The following is a 16,610-nucleotide window of genomic DNA, read 5'->3' as shown; positions in this document are numbered from 1 at the left end:
CCGCGACCTATCGGATTTTTCGTTTTGCGGGGCATCTGTCCGCTTCTGGCCTGTGGTGTTCCCCGGTCCACACCGAGAAGAGATCAACCGGGCGGCGGGCCCGCCGATGGTGCGCGCATGACCTACCGCCGTCGTGCCTACCGGCTCCTCGCACTGCTCGCCCTCGCCATCCAGGGAGCATTCCTCCTGGTCGACGCGGCGCCGGCCGAGGCGGCGGGGCCCAATGCGGTGATCACCGACGCCGGCTGCCGCACGACCTCGCTCGGCCGCTCCGACGACGGCACGTCGGGCGAGGTCCCGCTCGGGTTCTCGGTCAACTTCTTCGGCACGACGTACGGCGGCATGTTCGTCAGCAACAACGGCGACGTCACGTTCGGCGAGGCCTACTCCGGCTACTCCGGGCTTGACCTCTCCGCCTTCGGCAGCCCGATCGTCGCGGTCGCGTTCTACGACGTCGACACCCGATCTGCCGGCACCACCCCGGTCTCCTACGGCCCGGTCACCTACGCCGGCCGGCCCGCCTACTGCGTGAACTGGGTCAACGTCGGCTACTACAACAACGGCGAGGACCGGCTCAACAGCTCCCAGCTGCTGCTGGTCGACAGGTCGGACACCGGGGCGAACAACTTCGACATCGTCATGAACTACGACCGCCTGGTCTACGAGCCGTCGGGCGGCCTGACCGTCGGCTACTCCAGCGGCACCGAGGCCTCCACCTACGTCTACCCGGGCTCCGGCGTGGCCGGCGCGCTCGTCGACACCAACACCTCGACCGGGCTCGTGCACAACTCGGGCGGCAGCAGCCAGCGCGGGCGGTACGTGTACCAGGTGCGCGGCGGCCGGCCGAGCCCGCCCGGCGGGCAGTCCATCGACTTCGCGGCGATCGCCGACGTCACGTACGGGGTCGCCCCGTTCACGGTCGGCCCGGCCGCCTCGTCCGGCCTGCCGGTGTCGCTCGCCGCGTCCGGCGCGTGCACGGTGTCCGGCTCGACCGTCGCCGTCACCGCCGTCGGCACCTGCACGCTGACCGCGAGCCAGGCCGGCGACGGCACCTACACCGCGGCCGCCCCGGTCACCCGCGCGTTCCAGGTCACCAAGGCGCCGGTGCCGGTGTCGCTGGCCGGGCTGGGGCAGACGTACGACGGCACCCAGCGCGCCGTCACCGCGGTCGCCGACCCCGACCCGGGCAACGGCGCGATGACCGTCACCTACGACGGCTCCGCGACCGCGCCGACCGTCGCCGGCAGCTACGCGGTGCAGGCCACGTACTCCTCCGCCACGCACGCCGGCAGCGCGTCCGGCACGCTCGTGGTGGCCAGGGCGGCGCAGACCATCACCTTCCCCGAGCTGCCCGGCCGCAGCTTCGGCGACAACCCGGTCCGCCTGGGCGCCTCCAGCGGCGCCGGGCTGCCCGTCACCTACGCCGCCGCCGGCACCTGCGCGGTGGCCGGCGCCACGCTGACCATCACCGGCGCCGGGCAGTGCACCGTCACCGCGGCGCAGGGCGGCGACGCCAACCACACCGCCGCCGCGCCCGTCTCGCGCTCCTTCGCCGTGGCCAAGGGCGCCGTCACGATCACGCTGACCGGGCTGTCGCAGGTGTACAGCGGTACCGCCCGCGAGGTGAAGGCGGCCGTCGACCCCGCCGGCGTCGGCACCGTGCGCATCACCTACGACGGGTCGCTCACCCCGCCCACCACGGCCGGCACCTACCACGTCGTGGTGAGCGTGGACGGCCCGAACCGCGAGGGCCTGCTCGAGGCGACGCTGACCGTCGCCAAGGCGCCGCAGGCGGTCGACTTCGCCGACCTGGCCGCCGCGACGTTCGGCGACGCCCCACGCCCGCTGGCGGCCACCGCGTCGTCCGGGCTGCCGGTGCGCTTCACCGCGACCGGCAGCTGCGAGCTGCGCGACGGCGCGCTCGCCTTCGCGCGCGGCGGCGAGTGCGTCGTGACCGCCCACCAGGACGGCGACGCGAACCGGCTCGCGGCGCCCGGCGTGGCCCGCACCATCGACGTGGCCCGGGCCGTGCAGGAGCTGCGCCTGAGCGCGCCCGGCGCCCTCACCGTGGGCGGGGCCGCGGGCGCGGTCGCCGCCGAGTCCAGCGCCGGGCTGCCGGTCCAGGTGTCCGCGGCCGGCGGCTGCGAGCTGCGCACCGAGGCCGGCGCCGGCACCCTCGCGCCGGTGCACGCCGGCGACTGCACGGTCACCGCCGCCCAGCCGGGCGACGAGTCCTATTTGCCGGCGGCCACCGCGACCGCCACGGCCCGGGTCGCCCGGGGCGCGGCGACGCTGCACGTGCGCGACCTGTCCCAGGCGGCCGACGGCCGGCAGCACACGGCCGCGGTGACCACCACGCCGTCCGGCCTCACCGGCGTCGCCGTCACCTACAACGCCTCCGGCACGGCACCCCGCAAGCCCGGCACCTACCGGGTCGTCGCCGCGCTCGACAACCCCGACTGGGTCGCGGCGCCCGTGGTCGCGCGGCTGACCCTCGCGCAGCCCGCCCCGGCGCCGGTGCAGAACCCGATCACCGGCACCCGGCCGGAGCTGGCCCCGAACGCGGCGCTGTCCATGGTCGGCGGCAAGGCGTCCACGATCACCCGCGCCCCCGACCAGGGCGGCGGGCTGAAGCTGACCGGCTCCGGCTTCACCGCCGCGGTCGCCGCGCTCAGCGCGAGCCGCGTCCGGCAGCCGCTGGACGCCGACGGCAAGCTCGTCGTCGACCGCAAGCACGAGGTGCTCGTCTCGATGACCGGCTTCGCCGCCAACACCCGCGCGGACGTGTGGCTGTTCTCCGACCCGGTGCTCATCGGACGTGTCACCGCCGGCGCCGACGGCTCGGTGGACGCCACGCTGCCGGTGCCCGCGTCGCTGCCGGTCGGCGAGCACACGCTGCAGGTCAACGGGCTCACCGCGGACGGGCAGCAGCGCTCGCTCGCCGTCGGGCTGGTGCTCGTCGACGTGCCGGCCACCCCGACGCCGGCCGCCTCGGGCCCGGCCACCACGGCCCCGGCGGAGCCCAGCGACGTGCAGGCCGTCCCGTCCGGGCCGGTGAGGACCACCGCACCGGCGCCGCCGGCGAGCTCCGACCCGCTGGACCGGCTGCCGAAGTACGTCCCGGCCGCCCACGCCGCCGCCGTGCTCAACACCGGCGTCGCCGGCTTCACCCTGCTGGCCGTCTCGGCCGGTGCGGGCGCCGGCGCGGCCACGCACAAGACCAGCCGGCGCAAGGGCGGGAAGATCAGCTCCGGCTCCTCGAAGTTCTTCAAGGAGCGCTGGGACGGCACCGGCCCGGGCGACCGCTCGTTCACGTGGCGGCTGTTGCCCTCCGGATGGCTGGACCGGCTGAGCCTCGCGCTGCCGCAACGGGTGGCGCCGTACTCGCCGCTGATCGCCCGGATCCTCGGCGACGGCTCCTACCTGCGCTCGATGTTCGGCGTCGGCTGGTGGGCGGTCCCCGCGGCCGGCGCGGTGCTCGGCGCCGTGGCCGCGGTGCAGAGCCACGGCTCGCCGCTGCCGTCGGCCGGAATCATGCTCGCGCTCGTGGTGCTGGGCATCCTGGACGCGTTCGCCGGCCTCGCCGCCGCCGTCGTGTTCTTCGCGTCCGTGGTCGCCTCCGGCGGCGTCACCTCGGCCGACGGGCTGCGCCTGCTGCTCGGCGTGTGCGCCATGTGGTTCGCGTTCGCCCTGCTCGCCGGGGTCGTCCGGCCGTTCCGGCGGCCTCCGGCCGAGCGCGCGCTGGACTGGTGGACCCGCGGCGCCGACGTGCTCATCGCGTCGCTCATGGGCGGCTGGGCCGTGCAGAAGGCCGTGGGCGCACTGTCCGGGCTGGCCGGGCACCACCTGCCGATCGCGTCGTCGGCCGACCGGATCGCGCTGGCCGCGCTCGCGACCATCGCCGGGCGGATCGTCCTGGAGACCGTGGCGGCGTGGGCGTACCCGCAGCGGCTGTGCGAGGTGCGCCCGGAGAAGCTGCCGAAGCCGGGCACCGTGCAGCGGCTCACCGCCATCGGCCTGCGGACCGCGGTGTTCGTCTTCGTGTCCGTCTCGTTCCTGGGCGCGCCCTGGCAGCTGTGGGTCGGCACCGTGCTGTTCATCGTGCCGCAGGTGCTCAGCGTGTACGAGGACAAGTTCCCGAACCAGCCGAAGCTGTTCCGCGTGCTGCCGAAGCGGATCGTGAAGACGGTCTTCATGATGCTCGTCGGCACGGTGGCCAGCCTGGTCCTGGCCAAGCTGATCCACGACCCGGAGTCGCGCATCGTCAACGGCTTCATCCTGCTGACCCTGCCGGGCCTGGCCTTCTCGCTCATCGAGCTCTTCGGCCGCGAGGGCGAGACCAAGGACCAGAGCTGGCCCCGCGAGCTCGCCGGCGGCGCGGTGGTGGCGGTCGGCATCGCGGCGGCCCTGGGGGTGTTCTCGTAGCGGACCCGGCGTGTCGCTATTCGTGGCCCTCGACGGGCTCAGGGGGAGGCGGTGGCGGGGGCAGTGCCGGGAGCAGGGCGGACTGGGCCGCGGTCGGGGTGAACGCCCCGGCCGCGGCCACGGTTGTCAGGTCCACCGTCACCGAGCTGCGCCGCCGGCTGCCGCGGTCCGTGGCCGTGACCTCCAGCAGGCCGTTGGCGTCGATGTCGAAGCACACGTCGATCGGGCCGGGCGCCGGCAGGCCGGTCAGCTCGAAGGCGGCCAGGGGCGTGTTCGCCGGCGCCTCGGGGTGGTCGCCCTCGAAGACGCGCAGCAGTACCGAATCCTGGGTCTCGGCGGCCGTGGTGACGGTCCGGGTGATGCGGGTCGGGATGGAGGTGTTGCGCTCGATCAGGGTCAGCATCGCGCCGCCCGCGAGCTCGATGCCCAGGCCGAGCGAGGTCACGTCGAGCAGGATGACGTCCTTCAGGCCGCCGCCGAGCACGCCCGCCTGCAGGGTGGCGCCCATGACCACGCCCTCCGGGGGCAGGCCGCGGTACGGCGCGCGGCCCGCGGTCAGGTCGCGGACCAGGTTGCCGACCGCGGGCATCCGGGCCGCGCCGCCGACGAGGACGACCCGGTCCACACCGCCGATCTGGATGCCCGCGTCGCGCAGGACCCGCTCGACCGGGGCCCGGCAGCGGGCCAGCAGGTCGCGGGTGAGCTGCTCGAAGGCCGGGCGGGTGATGGTCTCGGCGACGTGGACCGGGCCGGCCTCGGTCGTGCCCAGGTACGGCAGGGCGATCTCCGCGCTGCCGGCCGAGGACAGCTCGACCTTGGCCCGCTCCGCCGCCTCGCGAAGGCGCTCGAGGGCGGCGGGGCGGCCGGTCACGTCCAGGCCGTACCGCTGCCGGATCAGGCTCGTCAGGTGCGTCACGAGCCGGCGGTCCCAGTCGTCGCCGCCGAGGTTCGGGTCGCTCGCGGTCGACTTGATCTCGATGATGCCCTCGCCGATCTCGACCAGCGACACGTCGAACGTGCCGCCGCCCAGGTCGAACACGAGGACCGTCTCCTCCGCGTTCCGGTGCAGCCCGTGCGCCAGCGCCGCGGCGGTGGGCTCGTTGAGGATGCGCAGCACGTCGAGGCCGGCCCGGCGGACCGCGCCGGCCAGGGCCAGCCGCTGCCGCTGGTCGAAGGAGGCCGGCACGGTGAGCACCGCGCCGCGGATCGGCCCGTCCACATAGGACTCGGCGTCGACGTGCAGGCGGGCGACCAGCAGGGTCAGGAGGTCTTCGGCGGAGTACCGCACCCCGCCCCGGGCGATGCTCCAGCCCGTGCCGACCTTGAGCTTGGCCGCCCGCACGGTGCCGTCGGGGTTGGTCATCGCCTGCCGGGCCGCCGCGGCGCCCGCGAGGGCCGCGCCGTCCGCGGTCACGGCCACGACGCTCGGGGTGGTCTCGGCGCCCTCGGCGTTGGGCAGCAGCCGCACCCGGCCCTGCTCGAGGAGGCCGACCGAGGCGTTCGTGGTGCCGAGGTCGATGCCGACGATCGGGTCGCGATCGGTCGGCGGCCGCTGGCCGGGGATGGCGCCGAGGCCGTTGCCGTACCACAGCTCGCGCGCCCGCCGCGCCACGGCCCGGTCGGGCTCGCCCAGCAGCGCGCGCAGCACCGTCTGCCCGTCCGCCCGCGCCGAGGGGGTGTTCAGGAGCCGCTCGGCCAGCCGCAGTTCCTCCTCGGCGTTTCGCTGCGGCGGTACGGCGGGTGCCGGCACGATGTCGCCGCCGGCGTCGAGCGCGCCCTCGGCCACGACCAGCTCGGGAAGGTCCAATGTGGTCGGTGCGACGCGCAGGGACCGGTGCAGCAGCGTGGCCACCAGCGGCACCCGGGAGGCACCCCCGACCAGGAAGACCCCGCCAAGGGACTCCGGCTCGACGCCGACGGTGCGCAGTACCGTCCGGGTCAGCGCCGTCGTGCGCTCCAGGATCGGCCGGGCCAGCGCCTCGAACTCCTCCCGCGTCACGTGCACGTCGGCCCCGACGAGCGGCACGTGCAGCCCCGCGGAAGGCCGCCGCGACAGCTGCTCCTTGACCGCCCGGGCGGACCGCAGCAGCTCGTAGCGGGCCCGCCGGTGCGGGTTGGTGACCGGCCGGTCGAGGTCCGCCCAGCGCTCGTGCGGCGTCTGGGCCCGCACGTGGTCGAGGATGGCCGCGTCGAGGTACAGCCCGCCCACGTCGGCCAGCCCGTCCTCGGCCAGCACCGCGAAGCCGTCGCCGCGCCGCTGTACCACGCTGACGTCGAACGTGCCGGCCCCGAGGTCGTAGACGACGAGGCACTGGCCCTCGGCGAGCCGCTTGCTCAGCACGCCCGCGTAGTAGGCGGCCGCCGCCACCGGCTCGGCGACCATGCGCACGTCGCCCAGCCCGGCCCGCGCGGCCGCCTCGGCCAGCACGCCCTTGCGCAGGTGCCGCCAGCCGCTCGGGTGGGTCAGCACGGCGTCGATCGGGGCGCCGCCGGCCACCCGCCGCGCCTCGCCGGCCACCCGGTCCAGCACCGCGGCGACGAGGTCCGCGACGGCCATCTCCCGCTCGCCCAGCCACACGGTGCCGTCGTCGATGCGCAGCTTCGGGTTGGGCTCCAGCCCGGCCGGCCGGGCCAGCGCGGCCCGCTCGGCGTCGGACCCCGTGAGCACCTCCTCGCCGGCCGCCGCCCAGACGGCGGAGGAGAGCAGCGGGGAGGCGTCGAACAGCAGCGGCCGCACGCGCCCGGACGCGTCGCGCAGCACGCCCACGGTGGTGGACGTCCCGAAGTCGATCGCCAGGCGGTAACCGTCCACGACGCACACGATAGCCAGCCGAGTCTGGTAGTGGTGGAACCATGCTGCTACAGGACAAGGTTGCGATTGTCTATGGAGGCGCGGGGTCGGTCGGCGGCGCGATCGCCCGGGCGTACGCGCGCCACGGTGCGGTGGTGCACCTGGCCGGGCGGACCGAGGCGACGTTGCGGGACGTGGCCGACGAGATCGCCGGCGCCGGCGGCACGGCCCACGTGGACGTCGTCGACGCGCTCGACGAGCGGGCCGTGGACGAGCACGTCGAGCGGGTCGTGGCGCGCTCGGGCCGGCTCGACGCGTCCGTCAACGTCATCTCCGACCGGGACGTGCAGGGCACGCCGATGGTCGAGATGAGCGTCGAGGACTACCTGTCACCGGTGGTCACGGCGGTGCGGTCCAAGTTCCTCACCGCCCGCGCCGCCGCTCGCGTCATGGTGCCGCGGCGTTCGGGCCTCATCCTGTACTTCGGGGGCCGATTCGACTGGACCGTGTGCCGCCGGTTCAGCGTCGGCGGGCTGGGCGTCATGTTCGACGCGGTCGAGTCGATGCGCCGGCAGCTCGCCGCCGAGCTGGGCCCGCACGGCATCCGGGTGGTCACGCTGCACACCGGCGGGCTGCCGGAGACCATCCCGGACGACTTCGCCGGGCGGGACGAGCTCGTCAAGGCGCTGACCGACCTCACGATCTCCGGCCGGCCGGCCACCCTGGCCGACGTCGGCGAGGTCGCCGCGTTCGCCGCGTCGGACCTGGCCCGGACCGTCACCGGCGCCTCGATCAACATCTCCGCGGGGGCGGCGTTCGACTAGTCGATCATTGCAAGAACTTGCCGTTGTTTCAGGAAGTTGCCCCAGCTCAGGCCGTGTTATTGGCGATGAGCTGGGGCAATTCCTGCAAGAACCTTGACAAGCATGAATGGGAACGACCACTCTTCCCCCACGCGTTGCAACGCCTTGTGTCTCCGCCGGCCGCCACCGATTCGCAGAGTGCAAGGAGTACCCCCACCATGCCCCGCCGCAGACGTGCCTGGATCGTCGTCCTGTCCCTGCTCGCCGCGCTGCTGCCGGCCCGCGCCCTCGCGGCCGCCGGCAACGCCCTGACCGTCTACTACAAGCCGCCCGCCGCCTGGAGCACCGTCAACGTGCACTGGGCGCCCAACGGCGGCGCCTGGACCGCCGTGCCCGGCCAGCCGATGTCGGCCGCGGGCTGCGCCGGCTGGTACACCCGCACGCTCGACCTCGGCTCCGCCACCGGCGCCCAGCTGACGTTCAACAACGGGTCGGGCACCTGGGACAACCACTCGGGGGCGAACTACTCCGTCGGCACCGGGATCGTGGCGATCTCGAACGGCAGCATCGGTACCGCCAACCCCTGCTCGGCGCCGCCGACCTCCTCGCCGCCGGGCGGCAACACCGCCACCGTCTTCTACTCGACCGCCGGCAAGACGTGGCCGACGGTGAACATCCACTACGCGCCCGACGGCGAGGCCTGGACCGCCGTGCCGGGCGTGCCGATGAACGAGACCGCGTGCGCCGGCTGGACCAAGAAGACCGTCCAGCTGGGCGCGGCCACCGGCATGCAGGCCGTGTTCAACAACGGATCCGGCGTGTGGGACAACAACAACGGCAACAACTACCGCATCGCCGCGGGCACCACGCGGGTCGCGGGCGGGGTCGTCACCGGCAACGCGGCCGACCCGTGCGCCGCGGTGCCGCCGGACACCACGCCGCCGAGCGTGCCGGGCAACCTCACCGCCGCCGTGGACCACGTGACGGTCACCCTCGGGTGGAGCGCCTCGAGTGACGACCGGGGCGTCACGGGGTACCAGGTGACCAGAAACCCGGGCGGGAACGTCCTCACGACGTCCACCAACGCCTACATCGACGGCAGCCTGGCCCCGCAGACCACCTACTCGTACTCGGTCCGCGCGGTCGACGCCGCCGGCAACCTCTCCGCCGCGAGCGCGACCGTCACCGTCACGACCGGCGACGCGCCGCCGCTGCCGCCCGGCGGGACGATGCTCGGCGGCGACCCGCGCAAGGAGAGCATCTACTTCGTGCTCACCGCCCGCTTCTACGACGGCGACACGTCCAACGACCGCGGCGGCAGCCAGCACGTCCGGTCGGGCAACGCGGCCAACAACGACCCGATGTTCCGCGGCGACTTCAAGGGCCTCGTGGACCGCCTCGACTACATCAAGGGCCTCGGCTTCTCCGCCATCTGGATCACGCCGGTCGTGCTCAACCGCTCCGACTACGACTACCACGGGTACCACGGCTGGGACTTCTACCGCGTCGACCCGCGCCTGGAGTCGCCGGGCGCGACGTACCAGGACCTCATCAACGCCGCGCACGCCAAGGGCCTGAAGATATACCAGGACGTGGTCTACAACCACAGCTCCCGCTGGGGCGCCAACGGGCTGTTCGTGCCCACCGTGTGGGGCGCCCGCGACGGGCAGTGGGACTGGATGTACAGCGAGAAGGTCCCCGGCGCGGTCTACGACCCGATGCAGGAGAACTCGCTCGGCCGCGCCTACAACGGCGACCTGTGGTCCAGCACCGCCCCGCCCGGCAACACCTGCCCGAACTACGGCCTGCCGAACGGGCAGTACAGCCCGGAGGGGTACACCATCCACAGCTGCCAGTGGCCGAGCCCGACCGCCTCGATGTTCCCCGCGAGCCTCTACCACCAGTGCTGGATCGGCAACTGGGAGGGCGAGGACTCCCGCTCCTGCTGGCTGGCCGACGACCTCGCCGACCTCAACACCGAGAACCCGGTGGTCCAGCAGTACCTCATCGGGGCGTACAACAAGTACATCGACATGGGCGTGGACGGCTTCCGGGTCGACACCGCCGTCCACATCCCCCGGGTGACGTGGAACCGCCGCTTCCTGCCGGCCCTGCAGCAGCACCTGATCCAGAAGTACGGCGCGGCGAAGGCGGCCGACTTCTACGTCTTCGGCGAGGTCGCGGCGTTCGTGAACGACAAGTGGAACCGCGGCTCGGTCAACCACTCGGCCCAGTTCTACACCTGGAAGGAGCGCCGGTCCTATGTGGACGACGACGTCCAGGCCGCGCTCGACCAGTACAACTACGAGGAGCAGCAGGGCCCGGCCGGCCAGCCGGCGAGCACCAACGCCTTCCTCAACGGCAACGAGTACCACGCCCCGGACCACTCGCAGTTCTCCGGCATGAACATCATCGACATGCGGATGCACATGAACTTCGGCGACGCCCCGAACGCCTTCCGCAACGGCGCCGACTCCGACGACTCGACCAACGACGCCACGTACAACGCGGTCTACGTCGACTCCCACGACTACGGCCCGAACAAGAGCTCCACCCGCTACGCCGGCGGCACCGACGCCTGGGCCGAGAACATGTCCCTGATGTGGACCTTCCGCGGCGTACCGGTTCTCTACTACGGCTCCGAGATCGAGTTCCAGGCCGGCAAGCAGATCGACTGCGGCCCGAGCTGCCCGCTGGCCACCACCGGCCGCGCCTACTACGGCGACCACATCACCGGCACGGTGACCGCCCCGGACTACGGCGTGGTGACCGCCTCCTCCGGCGCGGTGGCCACCACCCTGTCCCAGCCGCTGGTGAAGCACCTGCAGCGGCTGAACCAGATCCGCCGCGCCGTCCCGGCCCTGCAGATGGGCCAGTACTCGACGGCCGGGATCACGGGCAGCCAGATCGCCTTCAAGCGCCGCTACACCAGCGGCTCGGTGGACAGCTTCGTCCTGGTGACCGTCTCCTCGACCGCCACCTTCACCGGCATCCCGAACGGCACCTACACCGACGCCGTGACGGGCGACGTCAAGGTCGTCACCAACGGGGTCCTCACCGCCACCGTCACCGCCAAGGGCGACCTGCGCGCCTACGTCCTGTCTCTGCCTGGCAACCCGGCCCCGGGCAAGGTCGGCACGGACGGCCCGTACCTGCGCTGACCGGCCCTGGGATACGGCTCAGCCGGCCGCCTCGCCGAGTTGGTCGAGGCGGCCGGTTGGTTTAGGGATTCCCCGCGATCGACCGCCCTGCGTCGCGCCAGGCAATGAGGCGCTCGGCCATGGGCGCGGTGCCGACGAGCTGTGGTGACATGCCGAAGTGACCGCTGACCTCCTGGTCCAGGAATGCCCGGACCTCATCGGCGTCCGCCCCGCCCGCCAGCTTCTCCAGCAACGGGGAGAGCATGCAGTCATACTCGTCGACGTTGGTGTCGGGGTCGAAGACGCCGACGAAGTCCCATTCGTTGAGCAGTCGTCGCAGCTCGTCGGCGCGTTCGTACACGCGCTCAGGATCGCATATCGGGCTGGTCATGCGGATGGTCAGCCCGTGGCCGCCGATCGCAACGGTCCGTTGCAGGACGGCCGAAAGACGAGGGAACCCTGCGGTGCTCCCGTGAGTGGAACTGCCGCTCGTCAGCGCAGCAGGCCGGACATCACGGCCCGGATCGTGCGCTCGAACAGGTCCCGGGCCTGCGGGGCCGCGGGGTCGGTGGCGGCCGAGGTCATGGCGGCGATCAGGTTCGGGTACGGCGTGAAGTCCAGCCCCGCGAAGACGCCGGCCCCGGCCTGCGGGCGGGCGAAGAGCGTCACGATGCCGGTCAGCATCGCGATGGCCTCGAACTTCGCGGTCACCGGGCACGGCAGCGGGGCGATCGCGCCCAGGCAGTGGTCGAAGTACGCGAGGGAGTTCGGGCCCAGGCCCGAGGCGTGCTGGATGGCCTCCGTCAGCCACGGGTGGCGCTGGTACATGGCCAGCTGGGCCCGGGCCAGGACGACCAGGGCGTCCAGCGGGTCGGCGGCGGACGGGAACGGGCGCAGCTCGGCCACCACCGCGTCCGACATCAGCTCCAGCAGGTCGTCGCGGGAGGACAGGTAGCGGTACAGCGATCCGGCGGCCGTGCCCAGGCGGGCCGCGACCGCGCGCATGGAGACGGCGGCCAGGCCGTCGGCGTCGGCCAGGGCGACGGCGGCCTCGACGATCTCCTCCCGGCTGTGCGAGGGCGCCGGGCCGCGGGTGCCGCGCTGCGGCCGCTGGAAGATCGACTGGTGTTCCGCCACCCCACCACTGTACGAAGGGCCGCCGCCCCTGGCCCGCTCCGGGCGCGATGCGTCGCACCGCGCCCGGAGTCCGGTGGGTCAGCGGGTCCAGCGCTGGTTGGCGCCGCCGTTGCAGGTCCAGATCTCCACCAGCGTGCCGTTGGCCGCGCCCTGGCCGGTCACGTCCAGGCAGAGGCCGGACTGGACGCCGACGATGGTGCCGTCGGAGTTGACGCGCCACTGCTGGTTGGTCCCGCTGTTGCAGTCCCAGATAGCCACCGTGGAGCCCGGGGCCGTGGCGTTGTTCAGCACGTCGAGGCACTTGTTGGAGTACACCCGCAGCGCCCCTGACGACAGTTGCGTCCACTGCTGGTTGCCGCCGCCGTTGCAGTCCCAGATCTCGACCTGCGTGCCGTTGGTCTGCGAGGCGTTGGGCACGTCGAGGCAGCGGCCGGACTGGGCGGAGATCAGCTGGCCGCTGACCGGCGGGGGTGGGCCGGCGACGGCGGTCACCGAGAGGTTGTCGAACTCGGCGGTCTCGCCCTGGCTGGTGCCGATGCCGACCTGGCCGGTGCTCCAGGTCGAGTCGGACAGCGTGGCCACCGTGGCGCCGTCGATCTGGGCGGTGAGGTTGGTGCCCGAGAACGTCAGCGCGACGTTGTGCCACGTTCCGGTGCCAGGAGCAGTGACGGTACCGCTGCGAAGCGTGACGTTCGTGTTGTTGGTGTCGTTGCGGAAGAGACTCCAGGCGCCGGTGTTGGACAGCCGGAGGTAGTACGCGTTCAGCCCGGCCGGGCCGAAGGCGTGCTGCGTGCCCGCCCGGCCGATGACCTCGGCGTAACCGGCCTGCTCCAGCAGTACGTCCGCGGAGACCTTGTAGTTGCTCCACCCGAGGTCGCCGAGCAGCGCGTAGGGGTCGCTCAGGTCGTCCCAGGTGATCGGCGCCCGCGGGGACATCTGGCGCACGCAGCGGGTGCCGCCGCACTGGGCGATCTCGAAGGCGCCCTGCATGTCGGCCAGGTACTTCGCCTCCCGCCCGATCGCGTAGGAGTTGAAGTCGTCGGTGTACGGCAGCGCGAGGCTCCCGGCCGCGGGCGACGTCGCGGTGCCCTTGCCCTGCCCGGTCGTGGTGCTCAGCGTGTACACCCGGCCCGGCTGGAGGGTGACCGTGTAGGAGCCGCCGGACGGGGTCACGTCGGTGGTGTGCGCGAAGAGGTCGGCGCCGTTCGACGAGCTCAGCAGGCTCGACCAGACGTGCACCGAACCGGTGGACAGGCCGCCGGTGACCGTGGCGGTGAAGGTCTGCGCCGCGGTGGCGTCCAGCGTCTCGATGACCACGCTGTAGTTGCCGCTGTTCGGGTCGCGCATGGTCACGTAGCTGCCGTTGGCCCGGTTGCCACCCAGGTACCCGGACGCGGAGTCCAGGTAGCGCCAGCCCGGCGCGGTGAACTGCGTGGTGTGGGCCATCACCCAGGCGTTCTTGCCGACCGAGTAGTTGCCCGACCAGGGCTGGGCGGCCAGCGCCACGCCCATCGTCGGGAACGGGATGTTCGGCGTGATCGCGGCGATGACCGGCCAGTTGATGTACGCGGTCATCTTGCCGTCGAGGTAGCCGCGGTTGATGCCGCGGGCCAGCGCGACCGCGCCGAGGTTGTAGTCGTCGGAGCCGTTCTCGCTGGCCCAGACCTTCTTGCCGCTGTTGATCGCGTTGGTACTGCTGGGGCAGTTGGACTGCGAGCCGCGGTACCCGCAGACGTAGTGCGAGCCGAGCACGTCCACGGCCGCCGCGAACGCCGGATCGGTGACCACGTCGTTGGCGGGGTCGAAGCTGGTGTCGTCGGCGACCACCTGCACGTTGCCGTAGCCGTGGCTGCCCAGGGCCGACTTGAGCTGCTCGTACCAGCCCTTGTTGTAGCCGCGCTCGTTCCAGCCGCCGATGTAGTCGAAGGTGAGCCCGTGGCTGTTCTTCGCGCAGTCCAGGAAGCTCAGGTAGTAGTTGACCATGTCGGTGGACCAGAAGCTGCCGTTGCCGATCCACCCGGGCGCGCCCCAGGCCAGCGCGTAGAGCTTGATCTGCGGGTTGCGGGCGCGGGCCTGCTCGGCCAGCCACCACTCGTAGCCGCGGTTGCAGTTGAGGTCGGCCGCGGTGTGCTGGTGGCTGGGCTCCGCGCCGCTGGTCGAGTTGGTGTCGCCGCCGACCTCGACCTTGAGGATCTGCATCGCCGCGCCGTAGCCCGGCTTGAACAGGTAGTCGAGGATCTGGGTGCGCTGCGGCTCCGGGTAGTCGTACAGCAGGCGGCTGTTGCCCCCGCCGCCGGAGATGGCGCCGACGCCGTCGAACGTGCGCCCGGCGGCGGTGCCGTTGATGGTGACGGTGGTCGCCGCGCTGGCCGCGCCGGGCGCCACCAGTTGGGCGGCGACGAGGCAGAGGGCGGCGAACAGGGCGAGACGAAGCTTCATGTGCGGTCCTCCCTGGCGGTGGTGTGAACCACCATCAGATTCGCACACACATCGACAGGAATCTACACGCTAATGTCGGTTGCTGTGGCGGTGGACATCGGCGGCACGTGGACCCGGGTGGGGCCGGCGCGATTTCGGACGCTCCCGGAGTACCACCGCGAAATCGACACGATCGCGCACGCCGTGCCGCCGGGAGATGATCCGGTCGGGGTCTCGTTCGGCGGCCGCGTCACCGCCGCGGGCGAGGTGCGGGTCGCCCTCAACCTGCGCGGCTACGAGGGCCGGCCGCTCGCCGCCGACCTGGCCGCGGCCCTGGGCCGGCCGGTGCGGGTGGCCCACGACGCCACCTGCGGCCTGATCGGCGAGGCCCGCGAGGGCGCCCTGCGCGGCTTCGAGCGCTGCGGCTACCTGACCCTGTCCACCGGGGTCGGCGCGGCGCTGCGGCTGGGCGGCGTGCACCTCACCACCGAGGCCGGCCACCAGCTGATCGCGGGCAACAACCTGCGGTGCGACTGCGGCCAGGCCGGCTGCCTGCAGACCCTGACCGGCGGCGCCGCGCTCGCCAGGCGTCTCGGCCGCCCCTTGGAGACCATCACGGACGAGGGTTTCTGGGTTTCGTACGCCGGGAGCCTCGCCCTCGGCGTGGCCAACTTCGCGCTGACGGCGGGCCTGGAGGCGGTCGCCCTGGGCGGCGCCATCGCCCTGAACCCGCTGTTGTGGCCGCCCCTGCGCGAGGCCCTCGCCCGAATTCTGACCTACCAGCAGGTGTCGGTGGTCCCGGCCGCGCTGGGCGAGGACGCACCGCTACGCGGCGCCGAAGCGCTGCCCGAACTGCCGCCGGACTCGGTCCTGCACTGATCACGGCTGTCGGGCGGCCCGTTGTGGCCGCCCGGCAGCCGGCGCCGGTTCAGCTGCTCAACAGCTCCCACAGGACCGGGCCAGCGTGGGAAATAGTTTGCGCAGACGTGCGATCACCGCGATGTTCGTCGCCATGGAAGAATCGGCATGGAAGCTGTTCGATCGCGTCGCCGCCGACTACGACCAGGTAGCCCCATTCTTTGCCGAATATGGCGAAGCCATCATGGACGTCCTCGACCCTCCGGCTGGTTGCCGATTCCTGGATCTGGGTGCTGGACGTGGTGCGCTCACCGCGCCAGCCCTTGAGCGAGGCTGTGTCGTGACAGCCGTTGACGCGGCACCGGCGATGATCGAGCGGCTGGCCGCGGACTATCCCGCAGCAGTCACACACGTCATGAACGCGCAAGCCCTGAGACTTCCTTCGGACTCCTTCGACCTCGTCGCCTCCTCGTTCGTCATCCACATCCTGGACGATCCGGCGGCTGGAGTTGCCGAAGCGTATCGCGTCCTGGTACCTGGCGGGCGGTTCGCGTTCACTGGTAGCAGCGCCCGTCAGAGCAACGGCCACCGCCCCGGTGAGCACCCGGCCATCCAGACGCCTTCACTCGGCGGCCGCCTCGACGCACTGTTCGAGGAGTTCGCCGCCTACCTGCCCCCGAACGGAAGCATGGGTCAAGCGGTCGACACCGCCGACTTGCTGGAGGAGGCGGGCTTCGTGGACCTCCACAAGGACCGCGCCGAGATCGCCATCGCGTTCCCGGACAACGCGATGCTATGGCGATGGGCGCTGAGCCACGGTTACCGAGCATTCATCGAGGATCTGCCGGACGATCGCCGCCGCGAATTCCACCATCGTGTCATGGAGCTTCCCACCGACGACCACGTCCTGCGGCGAACAACGGGCATCTGGTCCGGCCGCAAACCCGGGTGAGTGCCGCGAGAGGCTCACGTCAAAGCCTGCCGACAGAGCCAGATCGAAGCGAAGCACCGGACGGGGTCACCGTGCTGGAGTAGCCC

General features: G+C 72.5%; 9 protein-coding genes. 5 read left to right on the top strand and 4 right to left on the bottom strand.

What is annotated here, in order from left to right; translation table 11 throughout:
* Positions 1-117 precede the first annotated feature (117 nt).
* A complete protein-coding gene (locus tag ABD352_RS09040) occupies positions 118-4,425 on the top strand; it encodes an MBG domain-containing protein (protein ID WP_344611789.1) in 4,308 nt (1,435 codons plus the stop codon).
* Between the two features lie 16 nt (positions 4,426-4,441).
* Here the strand turns inward: ABD352_RS09040 and ABD352_RS09035 are convergent, their stop codons facing one another.
* Positions 4,442-7,237, bottom strand: a complete 2,796-nt coding sequence (locus tag ABD352_RS09035; RefSeq protein WP_344611788.1) for an Hsp70 family protein — start codon at positions 7,235-7,237, stop codon at positions 4,442-4,444.
* 41 nt (positions 7,238-7,278) lie between these two features.
* Here ABD352_RS09035 and ABD352_RS09030 point away from each other — a divergent pair, with 41 nt between their 5' ends.
* Complete coding sequence (locus ABD352_RS09030; protein ID WP_344611787.1) at positions 7,279-8,040, top strand: SDR family NAD(P)-dependent oxidoreductase; 762 nt, start codon at positions 7,279-7,281, stop codon at positions 8,038-8,040.
* A gap of 197 nt (positions 8,041-8,237) precedes the next feature.
* Complete coding sequence (locus ABD352_RS09025) at positions 8,238-11,180, top strand: carbohydrate binding domain-containing protein (protein WP_344611786.1); 2,943 nt, start codon at positions 8,238-8,240, stop codon at positions 11,178-11,180.
* Between the two features lie 61 nt (positions 11,181-11,241).
* Here ABD352_RS09025 and ABD352_RS09020 read toward each other — a convergent pair whose 3' ends face one another.
* The 3 genes from ABD352_RS09020 to ABD352_RS09010 all read right to left on the bottom strand — a co-directional run bounded on the left by ABD352_RS09020 (position 11,242) and on the right by ABD352_RS09010 (position 14,735).
* The gene (locus ABD352_RS09020; protein WP_344611785.1) at positions 11,242-11,520 is read right to left on the bottom strand and encodes a hypothetical protein; all 279 of its coding nucleotides are present in this window, start codon (positions 11,518-11,520) and stop codon (positions 11,242-11,244) included.
* A 131-nt stretch (positions 11,521-11,651) separates the two neighbouring features.
* Positions 11,652-12,296: a TetR/AcrR family transcriptional regulator gene (locus ABD352_RS09015; RefSeq protein WP_344611784.1), complete on the bottom strand. Its 645-nt coding sequence runs from the start codon at positions 12,294-12,296 to the stop codon at positions 11,652-11,654.
* 78 nt (positions 12,297-12,374) lie between these two features.
* Complete coding sequence (locus tag ABD352_RS09010) at positions 12,375-14,735, bottom strand: RICIN domain-containing protein (protein ID WP_344611783.1); 2,361 nt, start codon at positions 14,733-14,735, stop codon at positions 12,375-12,377.
* An 84-nt stretch (positions 14,736-14,819) separates the two neighbouring features.
* On the opposite strand from ABD352_RS09010, the gene ABD352_RS09005 reads away from it, so the two are divergent.
* Positions 14,820-15,593 (top strand): ROK family protein, encoded by a 774-nt coding sequence (locus ABD352_RS09005; RefSeq protein WP_344611782.1) that lies wholly within the window; start codon positions 14,820-14,822, stop codon positions 15,591-15,593.
* 121 nt (positions 15,594-15,714) lie between these two features.
* Positions 15,715-16,524 (top strand): class I SAM-dependent methyltransferase, encoded by an 810-nt coding sequence (locus tag ABD352_RS09000; protein ID WP_344611781.1) that lies wholly within the window; start codon positions 15,715-15,717, stop codon positions 16,522-16,524.
* Positions 16,525-16,610: the final 86 nt, after the last annotated feature.

The sequence above is a fragment of the Dactylosporangium salmoneum genome, assembly GCF_039532525.1.
GTDB lineage: Bacteria > Actinomycetota > Actinomycetes > Mycobacteriales > Micromonosporaceae > Dactylosporangium > Dactylosporangium salmoneum.
This window is presented reverse-complemented; position numbering and strand designations above follow the sequence as displayed.

Excerpts from the sequence above, each read along its gene's own strand:
- ABD352_RS09030 (WP_344611787.1), top strand. The coding sequence starts at position 7,279 with ATGCTGCTACAGGACAAGGTTGCGATTGTCTATGGAGGCGCGGGGTCG.
- ABD352_RS09000 (WP_344611781.1), top strand. The coding sequence starts at position 15,715 with ATGTTCGTCGCCATGGAAGAATCGGCATGGAAGCTGTTCGATCGCGTC.
- ABD352_RS09040 (WP_344611789.1), top strand. The coding sequence starts at position 118 with ATGACCTACCGCCGTCGTGCCTACCGGCTCCTCGCACTGCTCGCCCTC.
- ABD352_RS09010 (WP_344611783.1), bottom strand. The coding sequence starts at position 14,735 with ATGAAGCTTCGTCTCGCCCTGTTCGCCGCCCTCTGCCTCGTCGCCGCC.
- ABD352_RS09025 (WP_344611786.1), top strand. The coding sequence starts at position 8,238 with ATGCCCCGCCGCAGACGTGCCTGGATCGTCGTCCTGTCCCTGCTCGCC.